25 protein-coding genes and 1 rRNA gene are annotated in these 24646 nt (G+C 43.2%); 9 read left to right on the top strand and 17 right to left on the bottom strand.

Translation table 11 applies throughout. The features are described 5' to 3' along the window. Positions 1-76: 76 nt before the first annotated feature. The 6 genes from NYR25_00550 to NYR25_00525 form a co-directional block, all read right to left on the bottom strand. Positions 77-205 (bottom strand): hypothetical protein, encoded by a 129-nt coding sequence (locus NYR25_00550; GenBank protein ID UWF33930.1) that lies wholly within the window; start codon positions 203-205, stop codon positions 77-79. A gap of 14 nt (positions 206-219) precedes the next feature. Then, positions 220-891 (bottom strand): DUF4867 family protein, encoded by a 672-nt coding sequence (locus tag NYR25_00545; GenBank protein UWF33929.1) that lies wholly within the window; start codon positions 889-891, stop codon positions 220-222. 19 nt (positions 892-910) lie between these two features. Next, positions 911-1906 carry a tagatose-bisphosphate aldolase gene (lacD, locus tag NYR25_00540; protein ID UWF33928.1) on the bottom strand — a complete coding sequence of 332 codons (996 nt, stop codon included), beginning with the start codon at positions 1904-1906 and terminating at the stop codon, positions 911-913. Between the two features lie 104 nt (positions 1907-2010). Next, entirely contained in the window at positions 2011-2529 is a 519-nt protein-coding gene (lacB, locus tag NYR25_00535) for a galactose-6-phosphate isomerase subunit LacB (protein ID UWF33927.1), read from the bottom strand. A gap of 18 nt (positions 2530-2547) precedes the next feature. Further along, entirely contained in the window at positions 2548-2976 is a 429-nt protein-coding gene (gene lacA / locus NYR25_00530) for a galactose-6-phosphate isomerase subunit LacA (protein ID UWF33926.1), read from the bottom strand. A gap of 17 nt (positions 2977-2993) precedes the next feature. Further along, on the bottom strand, positions 2994-3767 hold the full coding sequence (locus NYR25_00525; GenBank protein ID UWF33925.1) for a DeoR/GlpR family DNA-binding transcription regulator: 774 nt from the start codon (positions 3765-3767) through the stop codon (positions 2994-2996). A 225-nt stretch (positions 3768-3992) separates the two neighbouring features. Between NYR25_00525 and NYR25_00520 the strand changes: the two genes are divergently transcribed. From NYR25_00520 to NYR25_00505, 4 genes are all read left to right on the top strand, one after another. After that, complete coding sequence (locus NYR25_00520; protein UWF33924.1) at positions 3993-4490, top strand: PTS sugar transporter subunit IIA; 498 nt, start codon at positions 3993-3995, stop codon at positions 4488-4490. Positions 4491-4522: 32 nt separating this feature from the next. Then, complete coding sequence (locus tag NYR25_00515; protein UWF33923.1) at positions 4523-4825, top strand: PTS fructose transporter subunit IIB; 303 nt, start codon at positions 4523-4525, stop codon at positions 4823-4825. 182 nt (positions 4826-5007) lie between these two features. Beyond that, a complete protein-coding gene (locus NYR25_00510; protein ID UWF33922.1) occupies positions 5008-6423 on the top strand; it encodes a PTS glucitol transporter subunit IIA in 1416 nt (471 codons plus the stop codon). A 25-nt stretch (positions 6424-6448) separates the two neighbouring features. After that, positions 6449-6637 carry a hypothetical protein gene (locus NYR25_00505; GenBank protein ID UWF33921.1) on the top strand — a complete coding sequence of 63 codons (189 nt, stop codon included), beginning with the start codon at positions 6449-6451 and terminating at the stop codon, positions 6635-6637. An 84-nt stretch (positions 6638-6721) separates the two neighbouring features. On the opposite strand, the gene NYR25_00500 is transcribed toward NYR25_00505, so the two are convergent. The 5 genes from NYR25_00500 to NYR25_00480 all read right to left on the bottom strand — a co-directional run bounded on the left by NYR25_00500 (position 6722) and on the right by NYR25_00480 (position 12407). Further along, positions 6722-7840 (bottom strand): Ig-like domain-containing protein, encoded by a 1119-nt coding sequence (locus tag NYR25_00500; protein ID UWF33920.1) that lies wholly within the window; start codon positions 7838-7840, stop codon positions 6722-6724. 23 nt (positions 7841-7863) lie between these two features. After that, complete coding sequence (locus NYR25_00495; protein ID UWF33919.1) at positions 7864-8028, bottom strand: hypothetical protein; 165 nt, start codon at positions 8026-8028, stop codon at positions 7864-7866. A 2-nt stretch (positions 8029-8030) separates the two neighbouring features. Beyond that, positions 8031-9071 carry a glycosyltransferase family 2 protein gene (locus NYR25_00490; protein UWF33918.1) on the bottom strand — a complete coding sequence of 347 codons (1041 nt, stop codon included), beginning with the start codon at positions 9069-9071 and terminating at the stop codon, positions 8031-8033. 53 nt (positions 9072-9124) lie between these two features. After that, positions 9125-10147, bottom strand: coding sequence for a beta-lactamase family protein (locus NYR25_00485; protein UWF33917.1), 1023 nt, complete (start codon positions 10145-10147; stop codon positions 9125-9127). An 811-nt stretch (positions 10148-10958) separates the two neighbouring features. Further along, positions 10959-12407, bottom strand: coding sequence for a hypothetical protein (locus NYR25_00480; protein ID UWF33916.1), 1449 nt, complete (start codon positions 12405-12407; stop codon positions 10959-10961). 81 nt (positions 12408-12488) lie between these two features. On the opposite strand from NYR25_00480, the gene NYR25_00475 reads away from it, so the two are divergent. Further along, positions 12489-13124, top strand: coding sequence for a MucBP domain-containing protein (locus NYR25_00475; GenBank protein UWF33915.1), 636 nt, complete (start codon positions 12489-12491; stop codon positions 13122-13124). A 65-nt stretch (positions 13125-13189) separates the two neighbouring features. Continuing rightward, on the top strand, positions 13190-14098 hold the full coding sequence (locus NYR25_00470) for a hypothetical protein (protein UWF33914.1): 909 nt from the start codon (positions 13190-13192) through the stop codon (positions 14096-14098). A gap of 407 nt (positions 14099-14505) precedes the next feature. Here the strand turns inward: NYR25_00470 and NYR25_00465 are convergent, their stop codons facing one another. Then, positions 14506-14754: a type IV secretion protein Rhs gene (locus tag NYR25_00465; GenBank protein UWF33913.1), complete on the bottom strand. Its 249-nt coding sequence runs from the start codon at positions 14752-14754 to the stop codon at positions 14506-14508. A gap of 561 nt (positions 14755-15315) precedes the next feature. After that, positions 15316-15576: a helix-turn-helix domain-containing protein gene (locus NYR25_00460; protein ID UWF33912.1), complete on the bottom strand. Its 261-nt coding sequence runs from the start codon at positions 15574-15576 to the stop codon at positions 15316-15318. A 609-nt stretch (positions 15577-16185) separates the two neighbouring features. On the opposite strand from NYR25_00460, the gene NYR25_00455 reads away from it, so the two are divergent. From NYR25_00455 to NYR25_00445, 3 genes are all read left to right on the top strand, one after another. Further along, positions 16186-17661 carry a hypothetical protein gene (locus NYR25_00455; GenBank protein UWF33911.1) on the top strand — a complete coding sequence of 492 codons (1476 nt, stop codon included), beginning with the start codon at positions 16186-16188 and terminating at the stop codon, positions 17659-17661. A gap of 35 nt (positions 17662-17696) precedes the next feature. After that, positions 17697-20069, top strand: a complete 2373-nt coding sequence (locus NYR25_00450; GenBank protein ID UWF33910.1) for a hypothetical protein — start codon at positions 17697-17699, stop codon at positions 20067-20069. A gap of 111 nt (positions 20070-20180) precedes the next feature. Next, positions 20181-20996 (top strand): manganese catalase family protein, encoded by an 816-nt coding sequence (locus NYR25_00445; GenBank protein UWF33909.1) that lies wholly within the window; start codon positions 20181-20183, stop codon positions 20994-20996. A gap of 94 nt (positions 20997-21090) precedes the next feature. On the opposite strand, the gene NYR25_00440 is transcribed toward NYR25_00445, so the two are convergent. From NYR25_00440 to rrf, 4 genes are all read right to left on the bottom strand, one after another. After that, positions 21091-21648, bottom strand: coding sequence for a sigma-70 family RNA polymerase sigma factor (locus tag NYR25_00440; protein UWF33908.1), 558 nt, complete (start codon positions 21646-21648; stop codon positions 21091-21093). Positions 21649-22057: 409 nt separating this feature from the next. Beyond that, the gene (locus tag NYR25_00435) at positions 22058-23221 is read right to left on the bottom strand and encodes a galactokinase (GenBank protein ID UWF33907.1); all 1164 of its coding nucleotides are present in this window, start codon (positions 23219-23221) and stop codon (positions 22058-22060) included. Between the two features lie 107 nt (positions 23222-23328). Beyond that, a complete protein-coding gene (locus NYR25_00430; protein ID UWF33906.1) occupies positions 23329-24345 on the bottom strand; it encodes an aldo/keto reductase in 1017 nt (338 codons plus the stop codon). Between the two features lie 165 nt (positions 24346-24510). After that, positions 24511-24627 (bottom strand): 5S ribosomal RNA (gene rrf / locus NYR25_00425). Between the last annotated feature and the right edge of the window lie 19 nt (positions 24628-24646).

Raw genomic sequence — 24646 nt, 5'->3', positions numbered from 1 at the left:
CGTTATTAAGGGAGCGCTCACAAAAAAACGAGACCGGAATTTCCGAATCTCGTTTTATAACCTGAGTTGGCGTTAGTTAAAAGGGATCCTTAACCGGAAACTCTTCTAACTGGCGTTTAATCATTTCTTGGTGCAATTCTTCTTGACGTTCAATTTCCGCCCTTTGTTCGGCAGTTAATTTTTCTTCATCAACATTGCAATCCATTTTAATGACCTCCTCTAATCCGGAATCGAACGAACTTGTATTAAGGGACCCTTAACCCCCGGCAAGGTCCCGGCCTTGACCTTATCAGCGCGCGTTGCGTGCGCCAGCTGGAATTTATTTTTCTTCACTAGCATGGGGTTATGGGCTTTAAATGAACTTGGGAGAGATTCATTCGTACCATCCAATACAACCACCACCGCTTTAAATCCCGCTGGCGTGACCTCAATAGGGCTATAATGCAGCGTATCACTAAACATTTCAAAGACGGTCCCTTGCGGAACGTAGAAAATTTGCGCGTCGTCAACGGCGTGGAATTCGTAATTCCGTAAATCACGCCGCTTCCCCAACACCATGATCACGTCGGTAAAGGTGATGTTCACTTCGCTACCTTGGTGAAATTCAACGGCTGAAAAGGCATCACAGTGGCCCACACACTGGCCTGCTGAAAGCGCCATTCCGCCAAAAACATCCCCGCTGATTTCATGGATCACGCTCATTTGCTCAATTGCAGGATTTTTCGGTACGTACTGGTTTGCAGCGGTAACTGCCACCTTCGCCATGTAATCGTTGATTTCCGATAAATCAAATTGGTTATATACGACACCGTAATCCCGAAATTGGTCGTCATCCACCTGGTAAATCGTTAGTTGAGGGTTCGCCTCTTGAATTTTTTCCAAGTTCGTCATTTTCTGGACCTTTTCGTAATTATTTTTGTACCTTTTCAAACCAAGGAGTTGCACTCTTTGCCAAAACTTTGTTTAAATCCTCAATATTTTTCTTACCTTGAGTTTGCAGCCACTTGCGACCAACTTCTTCGCTTTCACCAGCAAATGGTTCAATTGCACCGCGCCAAGTTGCCCGGCCACAAAGTACTCCGTTGAATTTCGAACCCGCGTCGTGCGCAAATTGAAGTTCTTCTTGGAACAATTCTGCAGAAACACCAGCACTCAAGAAGATGAATGGTAAGTCAGTGGCATCACTTTGTTCCTTGTAGTACTTAGCAGCTTCTTCCTTACTGTAAACTACGTCCGCATCGTTTTCTGCGAAGCCTTCTACGTAAGTCTGGTTAACTGGCACTTCGAGTTTCAAAACATCTACACCATATTCCGGTTTGGAAAATTCCTTAGTCATTTCGATAACTTTGTGCGGTTTAACTTTAGCGTATTCCTTACCCTTTACGTCATCGTTATTAGCATCGTACGAAACTAGTTCTAGGAAGAACGGAATGTCTTCGGCCTTGCATTCGTCGCCGAGACGTTGAATAAAGGCGTGCTTACGTTCGTTAATTTCTTCACCTTCGTCAGCATCGTAATACAACAAGAATTTGATGGCGTCAGCGCCTAATTCCTTAAGCTTACGTACTGACCATTGATCAAGGATGTCTGGGAAACGGCCCGGTTCAGTTGCGTCATAACCCGTTTTTTCATAAGCCGTTAGTAAACCGGCGTTTTCGTCACGAACCCGTGCAGCGGGAATCCCGTATTCTGGATCAAGCAAAATTCCACTTGCGTATGGGGTCAATTCGGAAGAAACGGCTACCTTAAAGTCTTCAATTTCTTTTTGGCTAGCTTCGTGCCCACTTGCTGCGCCAATCATTTTTTTCAACGAACCGCGTTGGTCAATTGCTAAAGCACTAATCACGCCGTTTTCGTCTGATAAAGCCTTCAATCCCCGTAGTTTTCCTTCTGTCAATGTTTTCATAGTGTCCATGTTCCCCTTTTCGTCTAAAAAATATTTTTGAATGCCCTTTCAGGTACCGCTTACAATTTTAACAAATATTTGCACAAATTGATAATCGGCCTCGATTAATCGTGGTAAACCCCTGCAGCCCACTTTTCATTTTCTTCGTCAAAGAAGTGTGGATTATCCTTTTGGTCAGGGTTGGGTGTCGCGATGTGATCAATCTTATCGATCAACTTTTTGTTTTCTTCGGTTTCCTTGTATTCTGAATCCAAGAACACCTTAATGATGTCTTCACAGAGGTGTTCGCCAACGGTCGCACCGCCAAAACCAATTACGTTAGCGTTAAGCTCTTCTTTAGCGTAACGTGCGGCAACTAGGTTAGAAACTAACGCAGCTCGGACGCCTTCGTTTTTATCTGCCGCGGTGCTAATGCCAATCCCCGTGCCACAAAGTACCACGCCGAGGTCTGCGCGGCCATCCGCAACGTCTTCGGCAACCCGCTTGCCATAAATTGGGTAGTGGGTCCGGGTCGTGTCATAAGTACCTTCATCAATGACTTCGTGGCCTAAGGATTTCAAGAAATTTGATAATTGAATTTTTACGTCTGTAACGATATGGTCGTTGCCAATTGAAATAATCATTCTATGCTTCCTCCCTAATTAAATCATTTTGTTAAGCATGTCCAAACGGATTTGGTGGCGACCGCCGGCATATTCGGTATCCAAGTAATATTGCACGATGTTGTAAGCCAATTTTTCACCAACAATGCCGGCACCAATTGCGATTGCCTTTGCGCCGTTATGCATGGCGGTCATGTGGGCGGTATTTTCTTCGACTACGTTTGCCGTAACCATTCCCTTGACCTTATTGCTGGCCATTGCTGAACCAACTCCGTATTCGTCAAACATGATAGCCTTTTCAATTTTGTCGTTTAAAACCTTATCCGTAACGGCTAAGGAAGAATCCACGAAGTCGTCGTGAGGCGTTTCGCTAACGTCCACCACTTCGTATCCATGGTCCTTAAGGTACGTTTTTACCTTTTCTTTCAAGTCAAAACCTGCTTTATCTGCACCTACTACAACTTTCATATTCACTGCTCCTTTTCTTATTCAATCTTTTTAGCAACGTGTACGTTGGTGATTTGCTGGTAACGCCGTAAAATTGCCGGCTTAACGCCCGCATCGGTAATCAGACCGTCAACGTTGCTTAAATCGTAGAAATTATAGAAGTCATCATGATCCAACTTATGGTGGTCAGCCACAATGTATTTACTCTGTGATTGCTCCAAAGCCACCCGTTGTGACGCACCTTCGTCAGTATCCGCATTCATCACGCTCGTATTTGAAATACCGTTGACCCCTACAAACGCCTTGTGCATTTTGATGTTGCGTAAAAATTCTTCCGCTAAACTACCCACAAACGCACCACTGCGGCGCCGGTAAGTTCCCCCGACTAAGCAAAGGTCAAAATCGTGTTCATCCGAAAAGCGCTGGAACACTGGTAAACTGTTAGTTACGATTCGTAAATTGTCGATTTCCAAATATTTAGAAACTAATTCATTTGTCGAACCGGGACCAAGAAAGACGGTTTCGTTAGGTTTAATCATGCTCGCCACTTCTTTGGCGATTTCGTTTTTTTCAGCTAAATGAATTTTGCGTTTTTGAATGTATGAAGGTTCGGTTTGCGACACTAAGTTAACGCTTTGAGCCCCGCCAAAAACTCGCACAATTTTTTCCTGCTTCTCGAGTTCGTCGAGGTCCCGCCGAATAGTCATTGACGAAACTGACAGCTTATCGACTAAATCATTAACCGTGATCGTTCCTTTACTATTAACTGCGTTCAAAATTTTCATCATTCGTTCATTTTTTAGCACTCGCACCCCTCCTTTTTCTTTTTAAATGTTTATTTTTGTTCATTTGTGTTACAAGCTAAGAATAATATTTGCGTTCCCGAATGTCAACGCTTTAATTGGTGCAAATTCGATTTCAAAAAACCTGTTGACAATATGAAAGCGCTTAATTAGAATGAAGCTGTAATCAAAAATAAACAAAGGCAAACATAAATAAACTTTAACTTGCCAATGTTTGAAAGAGGTGATCTGTATATGAGCGAAACAGCAATCGAATCTCTCTTTGATCCAAGGATTGTCTATGTTAGTTCAGGTACAACCAGGCAGGAAGTTTTCAAAGAAGTCGCGGATGACTTAGTTGAAAAAGGTTATGTTAAAGATAGCTTTCTCGACAATCTGAATAGCAGAGAAGATGATTACCCGACGGGTATGGATTTATCGGTGGTGGGCCCCCAATATCCAAACGTCGCCATCCCTCATACGGAAGCCAATTTCGTTTATAAACGTCGGATTGTCCCCGTGAAGCTTGAACATCCCATTGAGTTTCGCAGCATGATCAATCCTGCGCAATCGATGAACGTACGCTTTTTATTCATGATTTTGAATAACGACCCGGAAGGCCAAGCCAACGTGCTTGCGGAAATCATGGAGTTTTTAACCCAAACCCCATGGAATAGTTTACAACACATGTTTGAAAGCGATTCCCCGGAAGAAATTTTTGATTTCTTACGGACTAACTTTGATGAAAAATAATTAAATTACTTATTACAGTGGAGGTATTTATTATGATTAAAATGTTAACTGCTTGTGGTGCTGGTGTTAATTCAAGTCATCAAATTAAGGATGCGGTCGAAGAAGAAATGAAGAACCGTGGATACGACGTTTCCGTTGATGCAGAAATGATTAAGGACGTTACTCCCGAAATGATGGAAGGCGTTCAAATCTTCTTGCCAATCAATCATCCGGACCTTGGCTTTGATATTGATATTCCTGAAGTTGATGCTGGGGCAATTCTTTACCGGATGCCCGCAATGGCTAAACCAGTTTACGACCAAATCGAAGCCGAAATTAAAAAAATCCAAGGCTAATTAACTATTTAAACAAGGGGAATCCCCAAGTGGCTCGGATTCCCCTTCTTTCATGCCAATCTAGTAAGCGCCTTCATTTTTTGGGAGGCGTTGCTCATTACCGGTGGTTTTAAACAACCATCACTTAATCTGGGTTTAATTTTATAAATCATACCTACAACTAAATAAAGGAGTGAGATTGTATGAATGGAATCATTCATTTTGCCAACCTGATTTTCAAGCCGATCATTGATTTGGGCGCTGCCCCGATCATGTTAATCGTATTAACCTTATTGGCTTGGGCGTTAGGCGTTAAATTTTCCAAAGCCTTGGAAGGCGGTATTAAGCTTGCGATTGCTTTAACCGGGATTAGTGCCATTATTAATATTTTAACCACCGCTTACCAAGCTCCTTTGGCTGCTTTTGTTAAGTCGACGGGGATTAACCTTTCAATCACCGACGTGGGTTGGGCTCCGTTAGCTACCATTACTTGGGGTTCGCCATACACCCTGTTCTTCTTACTTTTGATGGTAATTTTGAACTTGATCATGCTGGCTTTGAAATGGACTAACACTTTGGACGTCGACGTGTTCGATATTTGGCACATTTCATTTACAGCGTTGATGGCAATGTACTTTGGTGCCAACCTATTAATTGCAATTATTTTAATTTTGGTTATCGGTATTCTAAAAATCATCAACTCCGATTTAATGAAACCGACGTTTAATGATTTACTAAACGCGCCAGACGATAACCCGATGACTACTACCCATTTAAACTACATGATGAATCCTGTAATCATGCTGTTCGATAAGATTTTTGATAAAATTTTCCCTTGGTTAGATAAGTACGACTTTGACTCTGCTGAATTAAACAAACGGATTGGGTTCTGGGGCAGCCACTTTGCTATCGGTTGCTACCTCGGGGTCTTCATCGGTTTGGTTGCGCGGCAAGATCCAAAGGAAATTTTGACTTTAGCCTTTACTGGTGGGGTCTGCTTGCAGTTATTCTCCCAAATCGGTTCTTGGTTCATCGCTGCTGTTGAACCACTTTCCCAAGGGGTTACTGACCTAGCTAATAAACACCTTCATGGCCGGAAGTTAAACATTGGTTTGGATTGGCCATTTATCGCTGGCCGTGCTGAAATCTGGGCAGCTGCTAACGTTTTAGCACCAGTTATGTTACTTGAAGCTTTAGTATTACCTGGCAACCACATCCTTCCACTTGGTGGAATTATCGCAATGGGGGTTACTCCTGCACTATTGGTTGTTACCCGCGGTAAGATTATTCGGATGATCGTCATTGGGGCCATTGAAATGCCAATCTTCCTTTGGGCTGGTACTTTAAGTGCTCCATTCATTACCAACGTTGCTAAACAAGTGGGGGCGTTCCCGGCAGGTTTGAGTGCAGGAACTAAGATTGCCGAATCCACTAAGGAAGGTCCAATCGAACAATTCTTGGCTTACTTAGTTGGTAAAGCTTCCACTGGTGAAATCACCTTCATGATTTACGCGTTATTAGCACTTGCTGCTTACGTCCTCCTCTTCTGGTGGTACGCAAAACAAATGAAGAAACGCAATGCTGCATACGCTGCTGAAAAAGCTGCTAACGCAAAATAATTTTTAACCGAAAGGAACCTGCATTATGATAAAACCAGAACATCAGACTAAAATGTCCCGAATCATTGCTTGGGCCATGGTGGTGGTCGCCGCATCTACGGTTCCTGCCCTCTTCGGTCGTAACGTTTGGACCTTTGGTTTTCAAGCGTTGATGTGCGTGATCGCCTTCACCCAAATCTCCAAGAAGCATTCTACTGCTACCCCTAAAAAGTAGTGGGACAGAAATTTCCCCTTTTATTAGATTAGAAAACCCGTCAAGCTGGCGAAATCCAACTTGGCGGGTCTTTATATCCCCTTCTTAACGAGGTGGACGCCGGTAAACAAACCAACCTACGCAAGCCACTAGGCCTAAGGTCACTAAGCCAAACTTGGCTACTAAATGGTGGTCATCGCCAGCTAAAATTGTATCTAACCGCAGAGGGAGCGGCTGCCGAGCATCCGCATCTCGTAAGCGGGCCCCCTGTGCACTACCTAACTCACTTCCGGTTCCCGAAGCTTGTTTAACGGGAGTACTACCGGTGGCTTTTTGGTTAAGGTTCACCCCCGTTAGTTGAGCTTGATGCTTGAAACACTGGGCGGTTGAACTAGTTGACCGCGTTTCAAAATCAATTAGGTTAGCGCCACCCAAGTCACCTAGCGAAACCGCAAACCGCAATTGGCTATACTGAGTCACACTTTTGGGTGAACGACTCGCCAAAACTTTAAAATTGCGGCCGTTCCGGTTAAATTTGACCTTTTGAACCTTCACAGAACCCGGCACTAACAGTTGGTTTACCCCCAGCATGTCCGTGTACGTCACCTGGCGCAACGGACGCTTAGCGTAGTTCACGCGAACCCGCCAATGAATCAATTGCGGATCCTTGGTATCGTACCACCCCCATGAATACACTGTCTCATGAGAGTTCGGGCCCCGTTGCGGTAAAACTTGGTAAGTTACCGCCCGAAAATGCGGCCAATTAACCGTTACATTTGTACCTGGTTTAACCTGCTCGTAATTCCATAAAAGACCTAGTTTAACGTTGCCGTAAATGCCTCCGGGGTGCTGAGTAACGTAATGTGCCAACCGGAGCGTAACTTTCCCGCTGCCACGCTGAGCGTTTACCCGACCAATTACCTTCCCGCGGCGGTCTTTTAAGTTAAACTGCGCGTTGCTGACCAGCCTTAAATTCTGGGGTAGGGTAAAAGTTAACCGATCATCCGGTTTAACTGGGGTACCAGCAGGAATTTTAAATTCCCATTCCCCCACCATTTTGTCATATAAACCAAAGCTGGTCCTACGCGCGCATTGAGCATCCCCTAAATTCACGTTAGTAATAAATTGGTCTCCCCAATCAGTGGATGAGTACGCAATGGTTTGATTGCTTTCCCAAAAATAAATAATTGCGATCACTAATCCAAGTAGCCATCTTTTCCTCACACTAATCTCCTTTTGAAAACTAACTATTCCCAAGTTGGGTCAAAATGCGTTCGTGCCCACATACTTCGTAGAATGGTCCCCACCGCTAAAATAGCGAAGAATATCGAAACAATTGCTAACCCGTGGTACAAACCATTCCAGCTAAAACCGATCCATAAAATTCCATTTTTTTGCACATTGGTATACATTTTTAAGTCCCCCTTGATTGGTCAGTATCTAAGTGATTCCAGGTCCCCGTGGAACCTTGCAACAGTTGCAACAACGCCCCTAAGTATGCTAATTGTAAAAATAAACTATATATCAATTCGGGTACCATCATGAGGGCAAAAAGCTTTGCTTGCCGGTCCTGATCCCAGACTGTCACCACCCGTTCAATGGCAAAAATCACCCCGATTACAAACCATAACAAACTAAAAATCATCATATTTTCCAACATTAAGTACGCGGTAAACACAATTAATCCAAAAAAAGCAAATACTGAAATCAACAACATTAATTGCTGAAAAACGTACGGCAACATCATTTTGTCCCAACGTCGACGGGTGATTTGTTGGAGTGCTCCTAAATACCAGCGTCGCCGCTGCAAAAATAACAACCGCCACGACGGCATGATTTCAGTTGTGCAGTAACACGATAATGGTGAAATCATTTTTGCCCCGACCGCCTTTAAATCTAGCGTCAAAGCGAAGTCTTCGGTAATCGAATCCTCTCGGTAAAAAGTACCGATTTGTTGCCGTACTTTTTGCATAGTTTCCGCTCGAATCAGCGAAGCGGTGCCCGTTAGCACAAAAACTTTTTTACTGCGTCGAACTTGGTTTGCGTAACGGTACCATTCCATCTGCTGACAGAATTCAATCAACTTGTTCCGGTTGGCCGTCCCGTAGAAAACAGAGCCGACCGCGTCGTAATCTCCTTGAGCAATTACCCGTTTGGCATGGTGAATCCAATCTTCCGTAATCACGGTATCCGCATCGCAAATGAATAAGTACTGGTCCGGATGTTGCCAATCAACGTAGTTTTCTAAAGCTTGGTTTAACGCCCCCGCCTTCCGTCCTTGGTTTTCGACGGTTTCGAACGCGTGAGCCCCCGCTTTTTGCGCCTGCTGATACGTGTCGTCTTCGCAACGGTCACAAACTACAATTACTTTATCAACCTGTTTTTTTAGCGCCTGAACTGCGCGTTTTATATTTCCAGCTTCGTTATGCGCTGGAACAATCGCCGTTACGTACATAATCTTTCATTTTCTCCCCAAAAAGTTATCCGGGCCCATTTCTTTAGCCCTCACTAATATGAATTCCCTCCTAGATATGGAGTTTGGTTAATTAACGAATAAATGCTGTTCGCCAATTTCATCGTGGTCTCACGCCCGCGCCGGTTTCCTAGCAAAACGACCGCCGTACCAGCCGAGCGGTTAAAAATAATTGACGGTTCATATCCCCGCAGGATTCCGTGCCCGCGGTAATACAACCGATTTTGGTAAACGCCTCCCGCGTATACGCTTTGGGTGGAAGTCTTGAACAGTTCTTTAACCACCTTAAGCGGAACAATTTGGCCATTCACCAACGCCGCAAAATACCGGTATAAGTCCCCGGCCGTCATAAAAAAGCTGCCAGTCCCCACTTCGTTGCGGTAAATGTAATCCGGGTTCGTGTATGGACGACCGTTTTGGTGGTAGCTTTTAGCCACGTGCGGGTCCTTAAAATTTGGCATGCTCATGATTTGAATGGGCTGGCGTAATTTGATTAACTGCTGAAAACTTTCTTGGTAGTCGGCATGGGTGAGTTGGGTAATGATTCCGACCAAAAGGTGAAAATTCACCGCATCATAATCCCAGCCTTTTCGCCGGTCCACCGCTAAGTGGTGCACGTAATAATCCGTAAGTTGTCTTTCACTTAAGGCGTGCTCCGGGTCGCTACTGGCCTCTAATCCAGAAGTCATGGTTAACATGTCCCGGATGGTAATGTGTTCAGCATTAGGAATCGACGGATAAAACCGCGCTAACTTCGTATCAAAGGATAGTTTCCCCATTTGCACTAACTTGGCCACCATAATCGAGGTCATACTTTTTTCAATCGAGGCAATGTTATACATCGTCGTAATTCCGTTGTCATGAGTAGCATCCTGTTTGCCGTAGCCCTTATGTAACAAAACTTTATGGTCCTTAACAATTAGTGCCGTACCACTAAAGCGATTTTTCTTTAAGGTGTAATCAACGTTAGTAACCACATCTCCATGAGCTTTTACCGAGTATCGAGTAGCCCAACGATCGCTAAAGTAGGTGTCGTGTACCATTTTCGCTATAAACAATACCTGTAACCCAATTATTATCCAAAACCAATATCGCTTCTTGATTGCAGCGCAACCACCTTTCTAAAGTAAAATGGATCTGCGGATTTGGCGAAACGTACTAGCAAGCTTCGCACCTAATTACTAACTGGCCAGTTGGAAAGTGAATTCCCTAATTTTTGTAACTAAATCTTCCACATAAACACGCAGAGGCCAGAAAAAACTATTTAGTTTCTTCCAGCCTCCCGTTGTCCCCATATCCTAAGCTGCTAGGATATTTGTAATGATCCCCCCTGTACTAATTCAACGATTAGTACTTTTTCATCATATAATCCGACCCCATGACAGTAAAGGCTCCTGACGTTTCACATTTTGAAATTGATTTGAAAAACTTGAGAGAATCGGTCACTACCGGGTATCTATGCGACCTGTTTTTTTGTGAAAATTAACGAAGTTTTTAGACAAAAAATAAAAAGCCGTGCAAAAAAAAGCACGACTTTTCTTCTTAGAAATTAATTTTTAAGCTTATTATCTTAGGAAACGTGCTCCTGGCCCCAGTTCACTCCGGTTAATAAAATCCCAAGGTTAATCACCTAAATCGCGATTAACATCGGAGTTTCCTTCTGCAGCATAGTCGAAACGTGTTTTGTAATCCAACTCTCTCCGGTTAACAAAATTATGGCTCCAATCGCTTAAATCGCGACTGGAGCCACAACTTTCTATGCCGCATAGTCGAAACGTGCTCCTGGCCCCAGTTCTCTCCGGTTAACAAAATCCCAAGGTTAATCGCCTAAATCGCGATTAACCTTGGGATTCAATTAATCCTCGAGAACTACCCGGGTCCATCCGCACTCTGATTCTTTATCCTCACAATCATATCTCCCAATTGTTCCCAATCCGCCGCCAACGGTGGCGACTCCCATATCATCTGTTCACAATCTAGTTCCGCAAACGACTGGTCCGACAGGAAAATGTCGGTTTCTTTCGTTAGTTCCGCCATAATTTCAATGTTTAGCGGAGCAAACTGTTGCAATTGCGCCACGATGTATTTGGTGAAAATTGATCCATTCGAGAAATCTACCGTAATTTTAACCGTTCGGCTTAAAAACTTTACCGGTAAATGTTCTAGTAAAATTAACATATACGTGTAATACAGCTGGGTGAGGACATCTTGATCGATGTAAAGTTCGCGGCGTTTCGCCACTTCTCCCAACAGCTGCTTTACTATCGTGTCAATTGCAGGATAAGTTTCGTTGAAAAAGGGCATCTTAGTTGGGTCAACGAAAGTCTCGCTAAAGTAAAACGGCGAAAATACCTTTACGTTGGTTTTGGTCAAAGCTAGCTTAATTTGTTTAATAGCCTTTTCCAAACTCGCATCCGCAAAAGTACTATACAAAAGCTCCGTTTGACTATCGACCAAATCCTGTAACTGCGCTTGAAGTTGGGGGCCACAACATTGGTCCATCGAAAAATCCAGAAGCTCATTTACCCGGCAATAAACGGTCAAATACTGTTTTTCCCGCTGCAAAGCTTCATCTTGGAGCTCCCAAAATTGATTTAAAGGACCAAAATCAGGTCCGGTTTCAGCAGCAGACACTGGAGTTTGGTCGGTTAAATCTTTAAGTACATGTCCTTGGTTAATTCGTTGAGCCTGGACGAAAGCAAAATTAACCAATCGCTTTCGTTCGGTATACTTAAGGTCCATTCCATAATCTGTACAAATTTGTTCCAAAGCCACCGGCAATTCCGTCCGATATTTCCCGGGCAGCCCGTCAATTCCGTTGAAAAAATGGTGAATCACGCTAAACAACATCTGCCGTAAACTCGCTTCCGTCATCGAGCGGTAGTTAAAGATTTCTTCGGTGAAGAGTTGCCGGATTCCCATAATATTGCGATAATAAGTTGCTCGGCTTATCCCAAATCGTTTCGTGAATTGGGATTGAGTCCCATAAATTCCTAACTGGGAATTAATAAAAACATTTAGACGGATCGACCTTAGCGCCATTTCTTCTAAAAGCTGTTTGAGCAATGACGTCGTCAAGCCATACATGGCAATGATCCCCTTCCCATCGTAGGCTAAGTCGATATTTTGCAGGTTAAGTGACGCAACGGTATCTTTCAGCAAATCAAAGGCCATCAGTACTTGGTGACGGCTAACGCCTAGTTCACTTTGCAGATAGCTAATTGATAGCTTCTTTTCTGGATCGTGGATGTAAAGTTCGGCCATTTGGAGCACCAATTGTTGTTCGTCGTCCAATAAACGGTTAAACTTTTCGATCATAATTAAAAACTCCTTAAGATGACTTGTTGAAGATATTTTTAAAGGTCCAGCTCTAAAAATATGTCTGGAGGGTTCATCATCTTGGGAACAAATCACTACCAACGGTTCTACAATTACGGTCGTAAATGGTTGATCACTGGCTTAGTCGGTGTGACCATTGGACTAAATATTACGTTGTCTCCCATTTCCGTAGCTGCTAGTGATCAAATATCCAAATCAACTTATCCGGCATCATCTCCTCAAATTACGCCGCCGCAGACTTCTAAGCGGTCGTCGACATTTTATTACCGGGGATCATCAACTAGTGTGGGAGTGCCGCATTCGGTCACTTCACACCATTACATCTGGGGAAATAAGCACCATCACCATCATCATGAGCACCACCACTGCCATGCAACGGTAGCCGTCCGCTACGTCGACCAGGCGGGCCATCTTTTAGGAACTGGTCAGGCATTTTACCCGAACGGTCCCCACGTAGGTCAACCTTACGTCAGTCAACCCGCGACCATTAAAAATTATCAATTAGTCGGTACCGCCTCCGACAGTCTTCCAACGCGCGGAAGGCTTAACAAAAGCGGTGATAACGGTACAGTTACTTATATTTACGCTCCAATATACCACTTTGAAGCTAAAACTATCAACGAAACTATACATTATCTTGATCAGGACGGCCAACCGGTGGCCCGGCCCACATCGCCCAGCCGATTACCTTCGTGACCGTTGAAAATTTGGTTAACCATGTGACAAAAAGCTACTTTTCGACTACTTCAACCAATTTTCAAATGGATTCACAAGGTAACCCACGGGACCCCCAGAATTGGCATTCGGGCAGCCAAGCTTCCTTTGCTAAAGTCCCGGATCCCACGCCCCACGGTTACCAGTTAGTCGACCAAGCCCAAAATGCGGTGCCCGCGATTACTGTAAAACCTTCGAGCACCGACTTGAACATAACGGTTCGTTACCAATTAAAAAGAAAAACGGCCGTGATTCGTTGGGTGGATGACCGAACGGGTAAGACGGTATCTTCAAAAACGGTATCCGTAGACGTCAAACATCCCCAAGCGAACCTAACGTCAACTTATGACCACCACGACTATCGCCTAATTAGTAGCGATCTGCCACAAGGTCCGCTTACCTTTGACGAAATTAAAGAATCTGGTCACCTTTTTGAAGTTCACCTTCGCTCACAAGCACCGGCACCCAAGCCCATGCCGGCGCTCCCTAAGCCAACTGCGCCCGCAAATTCCCAACCCGTGATGCACAAACCAGCAGTAAGGGCTGCGGAACCTTTAGCGCGCGCTTCTGACGAGTTACTTCCTTTAAAAGATGGGTTCCAACCGTCCCGGCCTGCGGATGCGCCTTTGCCTCGGCACTATCCGCAGTTCCATAAAAACCAACCGGTCAATTCACCAACGCCGCGATCGGTAAAAAACGGAATGGTTCCGCTCGCGAAAAATAGTGGACAACCCGTGCCAACCCCAAACCTACTTGGTCAGTTAGATTTAAAGTGGCGGTTTCCTAGGGATCATCATCCCTTATTGAACTTCAACGATTGGAATAATCGCGTTCAAAAAATAATTAAGCAAAATGGAAGTACGGAAACCCACACACAGTTGGGCCAAGTTTGGTACAGAATGTCAGGAAGGATGGTCATTGGCCAAAAAATGTTTGAAAATTCAGGTGATTCATAGAACCCAAGCATACTTAGGCTGATTATTGGGGATTGGTCTAACTGCAACTTTATTTGGGAAATGGGGTACACTAAGGTTCTTGTACTAAAATAAAAAGATTATCTAACCGTAACTTATTTCAACCACTGCTAAAAAAATGATTTAAAATAAAACTGGAGCCGGATGCTTAAACATCCAACTCCAGTTTTTTAGCTATTTTTTAAAACCCGCTTACGTAATTAATGATAATTTAAACGATATCCCACGACCACTTTGCATTTATCCCCCAATAAAAACAAAGTTACTCTGTATGCGCCTACTCCCAACTAAGTGGGACAAAGGTATTGTTAAAGATTTTTGGTTTAATTTCGTTTAACTCTTCCGTTAATGCATTCTCGGCCGCCAATCTTAAGAATTCGGTTGGGGCACTATTGCGATTCAAACTTCGGAGCACGTGTTTCCATAAAATCAAAGATGTTCACTACCGTTGCGCGCCACATCCGTTTTTTCACCGGGAGCGACTGCCAGAACACTGGTTTATCAGAAAGTACTTCGTTGAAAATACTGGTCAAGGCTGCTGCCGTTTGGCGCAATTTTTGCCGACTTTTATACACTTCAAAATCAACAACTTTGTTACCAACTTGGCTATTTTCCCTGTGAAAAATTTGTGGTCCCATGTGAATTATCCCCCTCAAAAGCTATTACATGTAACTAATGCTACTATTACCTAAAACTTTATTTATACCTTTGATTAGTTAAAACTTAACTTGTGTTGTAATAATATACTTTAAGCTTTAAATTTGCAAGCGTTTTATGGTCGTATTTCACAAAAAGTATCAATTTCACAAACTTTGTGGCAAAAAATATTAATTTACCGGGCTTGATTGTACACACTCTTTAGCGATTCACAAACCAACTTTTCTTGCGTATTTCAGTTTCTTGTTTGATTTAAAGGGCTTTTATGAAATCTCGTTTCAAAATCATTAAAAATCACCAAAAAACGTGACCACTTTCGGATAGAAAATGGTCACGCACAGGGGGGACGCTGCGTTAGTCTGTTTTTATGAGATTGCGCCCCTATTTATTTACTGTAACGGCGCTTTACCGTACAGTTCGTAAGGATTAGCTTAACAACGCTTTTAATCTCATCATTTAAATTAATACTGTCCAATATACCGGCTGCTTTCATTTTATAAATGAACTGCCAAAGCTAACTGGGTGAACTTTTAAGTGCCCAATTATTTATTTTTTCTTTCCTGATTACGCTTTCTTATCTCACGTTGTGCTTCTGCCAAGGTCATTCGCGGTCCGTGGCCTAAAACTTCTTCCATCCCTTCGCGAGTAACCAGCCAGCTACTCCCAAACTTCCGGACGGTTCCCTTGGGAAATGCCTTCATTCCGGTAATTTGCATGTGGCGCACAAAGTTAGAGGATTTTCCCCACATCATCGCCGCCTCGCTAGCACTATATACTTCTAATTCACGTAAATCTATGCCCATAAAAATTAGCTCCCTTAAATCCATCATTAAAAATTTTTGTAGCTTTATGGCCATGCTTAGGTCATATTCTTTAAAAGGGGCAAAGTTGATAAAATCAGTTCTCCGACAGGTTTAGCAATCTATCTTTTGCGATCGATTGCCTTCACCATTTGATAAACCCCCTCTATATTCGGTAGTATACACCATCGTAAAATAATAAATTTCTCTCAATTTTTATTTTCATGAAAAAATGGTCACTTTGCACTTAATTTCCTCCACAGGATTGGTATATACTAGAAATTAAATGCTCTCCAAATAAATTTACCGCGTAAAAAATTAACCGTTTTAATTTTTTTGTATATAAAAATGCAGTTAACCGACTTTTCGGGGGTATTGCGTAGGAAACACTAATTATAAAGGCCCTTTACAGGAAAGATTGACCAATTTCTAACTCATTCATATTTTTTATAGATTAATTTAAAGAAGTTTCCTAGGTCGTGTACGATTTATCGTACAAAATTAACACGGCCCTCCGAAACATTACCGTTAACCGCTTTTAATACCAATTTCAATTGTTACAATGCCCAACAAGCGGTATTATTACTAATAGAAGAGAGCTAGGAGGTATTTATGGATCCAATACTATTAATGGATAAAAAGGACCAATTATCCTTCCAAATTTTATCCTTAATCAACCGTGCCGCAGATGCACCTGTCAACATGGATCACGTTGCGGATAAGCTAGGAATAAGTACGTATAAATTGAATACTGCATTGAATGCAATTAATACCGATTTACACGACCTTGCTCCTCAGCAAAACATCCATATCAACGAATTACAAAAAGGATTATGGCAAGCACAAAACCTTTCTAGTTTAGTGCTCAATAAGATCCGGTTGGCGTATGTATTACGCTCTCCACTTTTACCCGTATTTGAGTATTTGATGTTTTATGAAAACCAAAAAACTCCCAACCAATATTTACAAAATACTCCGGTTAGCCGGTCCGTATTTTATCGACAAATTAAAATGTTGAATAAAATTATTGCTAAATATAGTAAGGATGATTCTAAAAACGGGCAAGTGGGGCAAGATTTCCACCAACGGCTACTGTTATTCCAGTTTTACTATAGTTTATATAACGGCCTCGATTCACCATTTCCCGAGTTAAACGACTTGGTCGACCAAGTTCTCGATGCGTGTCAGCCTTATTTTACCCATCCCTTACGGTTAAGTCAGAAATTCAAGTTATCAATTTTCTTGCGAGTTTGGATTTTACGCCATCGCAACCAAAACTACAACGAAACGCTAACCGTAGATGTTAAGGAAAGTAATGAACAGTACCAAGGTTTATCCCAACGTTTGCAACGTGTTTTAGGTCGGCGCTTTGACTTGAATAAGTACGAAATGAGTTACCTGTACGGATTTTTACTTGCTAAGGGTTACATTAGCGATGCTAATAATCACGTTATCTCGGACAACTTTCCGTTAGCAACTAGGTTGACGGACAGTCTTATCCAATGGATTAAAGATTATCCAATTACGCTTTCGATAAACCCGGATATTGAAGAGACCTTGCGCCACGATTTGATTAACGTTAATCTCCAATTAACCTCGTTTTATATCGAACCGACCACGTTTGTGCGGGAAAATTCGATCAAGTTTTTTGGAAAGACGTACCCATCGTTTGATATCCTAATTCACCGTTTTTTACAAAATATTCAAAAAGAATATTCACTCGCTTTAGACGCGCCGAAATGGATCAACCTCTATTACGGCTATATGTTTGCACTTATCAATAACATCCCTGCCGGATTGCTAAAGGAACGAGTTTACGTAGCAGTTGACTTCTCCCAAGGTGATTTGTACACGGAATATGTAATTAAGTCTTTGGATGCGTTCCATCACGCAAACATCATTATTGAAACTAACATATCCAAGGATACTGATATCTTTGTTTCGGATATCTATTCGCAATCTGTAAAGCAACCCCAATTAACTTGGGAAGATCCACCTACCCCAGAAGATTGGACTAACTTAGGGGATTTAATTGAAAAAGTTCGGGCTAAGAAAGCATTCGCACTGTTTAACCAACCAATTTATTAAGAGTCAAGATTTAAAGATTAAGGAGAGTTTAAGGAATGTCTAACAAAAATTCAAGTAAAAAGCTCGCATCTCTTATGCGGTCGACATTTGCCTTTTCCTTAGCTACCGTGGGGATCGTTAGCGCGCCCCTGCTTAAGAACACAGTGTTACACTGCCGGTTACCATTAGCAGAATTAATTGCCCACGCCGATGAAACTCCCGACTTGAGCTCCATCTACTATGATGAAGACTTAAAAATGTTCACTACCAAAGACTATAGTTGGACAGCGCAAACCAATAGTAGAAATTACACTTTGCTAACTAATCATTTGGGAACCTACCGCTCCGTCACTCCCGACACTGAAGGGGTTGTCTTGTTTAAACTGGATTCGCCGCCCACTAACGCTACCTACACCTTGAGCGTTGGCGACCAGGTTATCGACACGGGAGCTATTCATCCGATTAATTTAAACGGGCATACTTACTATGGGGCTACCTTTTCCAAAACGATTATTCAAAAGCTAGTCAAAGAAGTCGTTCGCACGAAAACTTCCGGACTTATTAACTTTACAAACATTCCTGGTGTAGGCTCCGTTTCTGATTTTCCAACTTACGTAGCTACGGCTCTAAACGTATCATTACCAACGGCTGAGTACTATACTGACGATCAAACGCTCGTCGACCACGTCGCTGGCTTGAACCTTAGCCTTACGGATCCTGACGGGAAAGTTGTTACCAAAGTTCCGATCGAAAAAGATTGGATCGAAACCAAAAATAATTCTAATTTACCGGGAACTTATGAATATACTTTAAACTCCCTTGGTGAAAATGCATTAAGAAAAAAATTAGAAGATTTAACCGAAATCCACTGGGTTTACCGGCAGTACTATACGCTAGGCGATGTGCAAACTGGTAAAGTTAACGTGCTGCCTAAAAACCCTAGTGAAGTGACGGCTACCGTTAGCTACGTTGACCAATCGACCGGTAAGACCGTTGCTACCGACACGATTAAGGGCTTTTTAAACGACGTGGGGATTTATCAAGTCCACTTACCGAAGGGTTATCAATTAGCTACCGGTCAGTTACAGAAAATCAAATACAAACTAACCGCTAATAACTCTGACAACATTAATGTCAAAGTAATGGAAGCTACCGATGATTCGTCAGACTCTTCGGATTCATCAGATTCTGGGGACAGTTCTTCGAGTTCAAGCGGTGATGACCACTCTTCAAGTGACGATCATTCTTCTAGCAGCGACGATCACTCCTCAAGTGACGACCATTCTTCTAGCAGTGACGATCATTCCTCGAGCAGCGATGACCACTCTTCAAGCGATGATCATTCCTCGAGTAACGATGACCACTCCTCGAGTGACGACCATTCTTCTAGCAGCGATGACCACTCCTCGAGCGACAATCATTCTTCTAGCAGTAATGACCACTCCTCGAGTGACGATCATTCTTCTAGCAGCGATGACCACTCCTCGAGTGACGACCATTCTTCTAGCAGTGATGACCACTCTTCAAGTGACGACCATTCTTCTAGCAGCGATGACCACTCTTCAATTGATGATCATTCCTCGAGTGACGACCACTCCTCGAGCGACGATCATTCTTCTAGCAGCGATGACCACTCTTCAAAAAATAACGGACATTCTAACAATCACGATTCGGCGAATTCCGATGATGAAGTCGCTCCTGACGAGAATTCTAGTTCGTCGGGGTCCTCAGCTAACCACCACCGCTCGGGGTCTTCTTCTAAGCATCAGGGAAATTCGCACAAATCATCTCAGGGTTCGTCAACCGGTTCGCATAGGTTAAGCCCGCATTTTCCAAATCGTGGTACCGTAACCATTGCGTTCGTTGATGATAATGGTCACGTGGTTGATCAGCAAATTTATAGTGGGTGGCCAAATACGCGCGTTCCTTTTGAACTTTCTGATCACATTTTAGGCTTCCTAAGACATGGCTACGATTTAGTTTCGCCAGGAATGCCACTCAGCCAATTAAAATTTGGTACGGGAAATGCAACTTACCGAATTGGATTGCAAAAACGGGACGCTCCTGTATTTGCGGATGCGTTGGCTTCTAGCAAAACCGCTGATAACCCGGCTACTAACAAGCAGCCTGCTAAAAAGGCTAACCAACATTCTCGTTCTAAAAGTAACCACCAACCCGTTTTGGTAGAAGAACTAACCCAACGTTCTCGGTTACAGGAAAATCTAGCTAAGCAGCACTTTTCCGCCAAACATAACTTGGTTGATCCACGTTTACAATCACCTTTAGCACCACCTGACGATGCTGTAAACGACTTCTTCAGTGGGTCCCATGGTGGCGGTGCTGGTGGCAGTGGCGACGAGATTGATCCTGATTTGGGAGCATTCTTCACTGCATTAGCTGGTAAAGTTAACTTCACGCAACAGGATTAATTACCTGCTTTGTAATTCACAAGCAACAAATGGCCCGCTAGGCATTAAATTTGTAAAACATCCCTCCTATCCTTTATATTGGCATCACACCAAAGAATAGGGGGGAATTTTATGTTTCGACACCAAAAAGAATTACAATTTGAAGCTAAGCCTACTCAACCAGACCCAACGGTTGCCAAATATTTACAAGAATTAATTGGTGGCCAGTATGGGGAAATGAGCGTGGCAATGCAATACCTCTTCCAGGGCTGGAGTTGTCGGGGAGAAGCTAAATACAAAGACATGATCCTAGACATCGCTACCGAAGAAATTGGGCACGTAGAAATGTTAGCTACTATGGTAGCGCGTTTACTAGAAGACGCACCCGTGGAAGACCAACAAGCTGCAATGGAACAAGATCCGGTAGTCGGTGCGGTAATTTCTGGAATGAATCCCCAACACGCCATTGTGGCGGGATTGGGACCGCGTCCTGCTGACAGTGTAGGAAATCCATGGAGTGGCGCCTACATCATTTCCAGTGGTAACTTGCTTGCTGATTTCCGTGCTAACCTTAATGCGGAATCACAAGGTCGCTTACAAGCAGCACGTATCTATGAAATGGTCGATGATCCAGGAGTGAAAGATCTCTTAGCCGTGCTCCTTGCCCGGGATAGCTACCACCAAAATCAATGGGCGGCAGCAATCAAAGAATTAGAGGAACAAGTTGGAACAATTCTGGTGCCAAGCGATTTTCCGCGCGAAAAAGAACGCAAGGACATTGCTTACGACTTCTATAATTTCTCCAAGGGTGATGAAAGTAGCCAAGGAGCTTGGGCACATGGCGAGGCCCTTGATGGCGAAGGCGAATACAAGTGGCAAGCAGAGCCTAAAGCAGAAGGTCAAGCTCCCAACTTAAAACCCGTTAACCCTAAAATGTATGGTTCTTAAGCAAAAATAATTTATTTAGATTATTTTTCGGTTAAGAAACCAAAAGTCCTAGTTACCCAAGCGGATAACTAGGACTTTTTATTTGCCTTTAACCTTACTTAGTGGCGTTTTCCGCAATGATTTTTAGCGCCTTTTTACCAACCTTTCGTCGTCGCTTGGAAATACTTTGCGGGCTCACCCCCTCTTTTTGCGCAATTTCGCGCCCCGACAGTTGCTTCACGTAGCAATCGTACAAAAAACGTTTTTCCGCGGGCGTACAGATTGCGTAAAGCCGGCGAAAAAGGTCGTCAGCCAGTACCTGTTGTTCACGCGAAGAACACTGGTATTGACGCGGAACTTGAAGTGTATCTGCGGTTACTTCGTTCGTCCGCCAATCTTTGACCAGCGTTTGCCGTTTCAACAAATTAAGTGTCCGCCAGTATACTGCTTGATAGGCAAATACTCGAAAAGCTTTGAGATTGTCTTCTGGATCTTGGGGAAAGCGTACGTACGCTCGGGCGTAGGCTAGCCGCGCTTCCTGTAAATAATCTTCAAAATCGTGGCGATACGGGCGGATGTTTAACTTTTTCAGTGCCCCGAACACTATTTTTTGGTTTCCGTTGGTCAGTAAATGATTTAATCCAGCTTTTAAAGTACGGTTTTTTTGTATCATAACTTGAATCTCCTAAATTAAAAGATCCAAGGGCCCTTGGTCGCCTTTTATAATACGTAACCGCCCGTAACAATTTCTCGGGTAGTTTGTTGATCCTAAACTGTAGTTTTTAACTAAAAGGGTGTAATTTGTCCTTAAAATGAAATTATGATTAGAAGATAACGCTTTGATGAGCGATAAAAAAGAAACCCAGATTTCAATTCCCAAAATCTAGGTTTCCTATTAGTTTGATTGCTCGGTTTCCCAAAACTTGGACAGATTGCGTTAGTTTTTAACAATCAATTTGAACATTCTTCGACTATTTCAGCTCTGTTTAAGCGGCAGGTGAATAAAAAGTCGGGTATGCGATTGCAGAAGTTTGCTGATTTTAAAAATAAAGCCCAAGATATCTTCTTGCTCTGTCGCCAATTTAAACTTTGTGAGGACCGTCGACAATTTTAGCCTCGTAAAAGTCAGCTGCGTAGCCAAATTGTTCCTGATATTTTTGGCCAACTGTTTTTACCAGCTCGTCAACCCGTTCTTTTTCGATTAAGGCGATTGCACAACCGCCAAAACCGCCTCCAATCATTCGTGCGCCGAGTACCCCCGGTGTTTGCCAAGCTGCGTTCACTAGCATGTCGAGTTCGGGCACGCTAACCTCGTAATCAAATTGCAGTGAAACATGTGAAGCACTGACTAACCGACCAAACAGCTTTAGGTCCCCCTGTTTGAGGGCTTCCCGGGCTTCCACGGTCCGTTGGTTCTCAAAAACGGCATGGCGTGCCCGTTTGATTAGCGTTGCGTCATTAATTAAATACGCGTACTGATCAAACGCGTCCTTAGTCAACTCACCCAGCGCGTTGATATTTAGCTTCGTCTGTAGCCGCCGTAATGCTTCTTCGCATTCGGCACGGCGCGTATTATATTCGGAATTAGCCAATTCGTGCGGTTTATTGGTGTTCATAATTAGGATCACGTAGTTATTTAAATCCAACGGCGCGTAGTCATACTCCATGGTGTTCGTATCTAGGAAGGTGGCTTCGTTCCGACGGCCCATTTCGACCGCGAATTGATCCATAATTCCCGAATTAACTTTGATGTAGTTATTTTCAACGCGTTGCCCAGCTTTAACGATTTCAATTGGGGTGATGCGCAAATTAAACTGGTCGTTTAAAATGGTCCCCATCAGCATTTCAATCGAAGCTGACGAAGATAAACCGGCACCGTCCGGTAAGTCACCCTCTAAATATAGCTCAAAACCGTGATCATACTCGCGAGTAAGTTCGCGCATTTCTAACATCATGCCTCGCAAGTAGTTACTCCACTTGTACTTAGCATCAAATTCAAGGTCATTAACGTCAAATTCGATGATGCCAGTATCCGACAAATTTCCTGAATACATTCTTACCTTATTGTCTTCTCGACTCCGGTAGGCGCCATAGGTTCCCAGGCTAATTGCGCAAGGAAAAACGTGACCGCCATTATAATCAGTATGCTCCCCAATCAAGTTAATCCGACCAGGTGAAAAATAAACTTCTTCAGCTTCAGTTTTAAAAATTTGATGAAACTTTTCTGCAATTGCTTCTTTAAGCATGATTATCCTCCCAAATATGGTTTGTTCATTTCGTTACGGGAAACGTTTTCATGTAGTATTCTACACCAATTTTCGGCAGGATTAAACGTAACGCTATCAAGCCCTGTTTAACGGGCGTCCCAGTCGATTGGACTCTGAGCAGCCAAAATTTGGTCAATTTGTTCCAACTCTTCATCACTAAACTCGAGATCTTCAAGCGCATTGACGTTGTCAACGACTTGTTGCGCCCGACTTGCACCAATTAATACACTTGCCACTACGGGTTTACGTAAGTTCCACGCCAACGCCATTTGAGCCAAGCTTTGACCACGCCGTTTAGCGACTTCGTTTAACTTTTTAACGGTTTCTAGAGTCTCTTCTACTTGGACAGGGCTTAGGAATGGAATAGTTTGCTTTTTGGCCCGTGAATTCTCATCAATGCCTTGTAAATATTTATCCGTTAGCAAGCCTTGCGATAGAGAGCTGTAACTAGTTGCCGCTTTTCCTTCCCGCTCCAATACGGGGAAAAGATCCGTTTCTACATCCCGGTTAAACATGTTGTAGCGGGGTTGGTTAATAATGAATGGCGTCCGTAATTCTTTAAAAATCTTGGTAATGGCTGCCGTTTGTTCCCCATTGTAATTAGAAATTCCTACATAAAGAGTCTTTCCAGAACGAACTAGTTGATCAAGTGCCAAAGCCGTTTCTTCGACCGGTGTCTTTGGATCCGCTCGGTGGCTGTAGAATATATCAAAATAATCTAAACCAGTCCGTTGTAAGCTTTGGTCCGCACTTGCAATGATACTCTTCCTTGAACCCCAGTTTCCATAAGGTCCTGGCCACATTACAAAACCCGCTTTGCTGGCAATCACCATTTCGTCACGGTAATGGTGCAAGTCACTTTTCATAATGCGCCCAAAATTCTCTTCGGCACTTCCTGGAATTGGTCCATAATTGTTGGCTAAATCAAAATAGGTGATTCCTAGGTCAAAGGCTTTAAATAGAATTTCCTTTTGGTTTTCTAAGGGATCTACACTACCAAAATTATTCCAAAGTCCTAACCCAATTGCCGATAATTTTAGACCACTATTACCTACGCGATTATAGGTCATATTATCATAACGCTGTTCACTAGCTTTATACATATTATTGCTCCTCCTTTTTATCACTCGTCACAGCAACAATACAGCTTCTGATTATAAAATACAAGTAACCGCTTTAGTCTTCCTTAGAAAACGCCCTGATAACATCTAGTATCGTTTAAGAAAGGCACAAAAAAAGAGCCTTCCTTCCGGAAGACTCCTTGGCTTGCATGGCAACGTCCTACCCTCGCAGGGGGCGATCCCCCAACTACTCTTGGCGTTAAGAAGCTTGACTTCTGTGTTCGACATGGGAACAGGTATATCCTTCTCACTATCGTCACCACACTCTGTGCTAACTTGCGTT

Origin of the sequence: Pediococcus acidilactici, assembly GCA_024970065.1 — a bacterium.
Classification (GTDB): domain Bacteria; phylum Bacillota; class Bacilli; order Lactobacillales; family Lactobacillaceae; genus Pediococcus; species Pediococcus acidilactici_A.
This window is presented reverse-complemented; position numbering and strand designations above follow the sequence as displayed.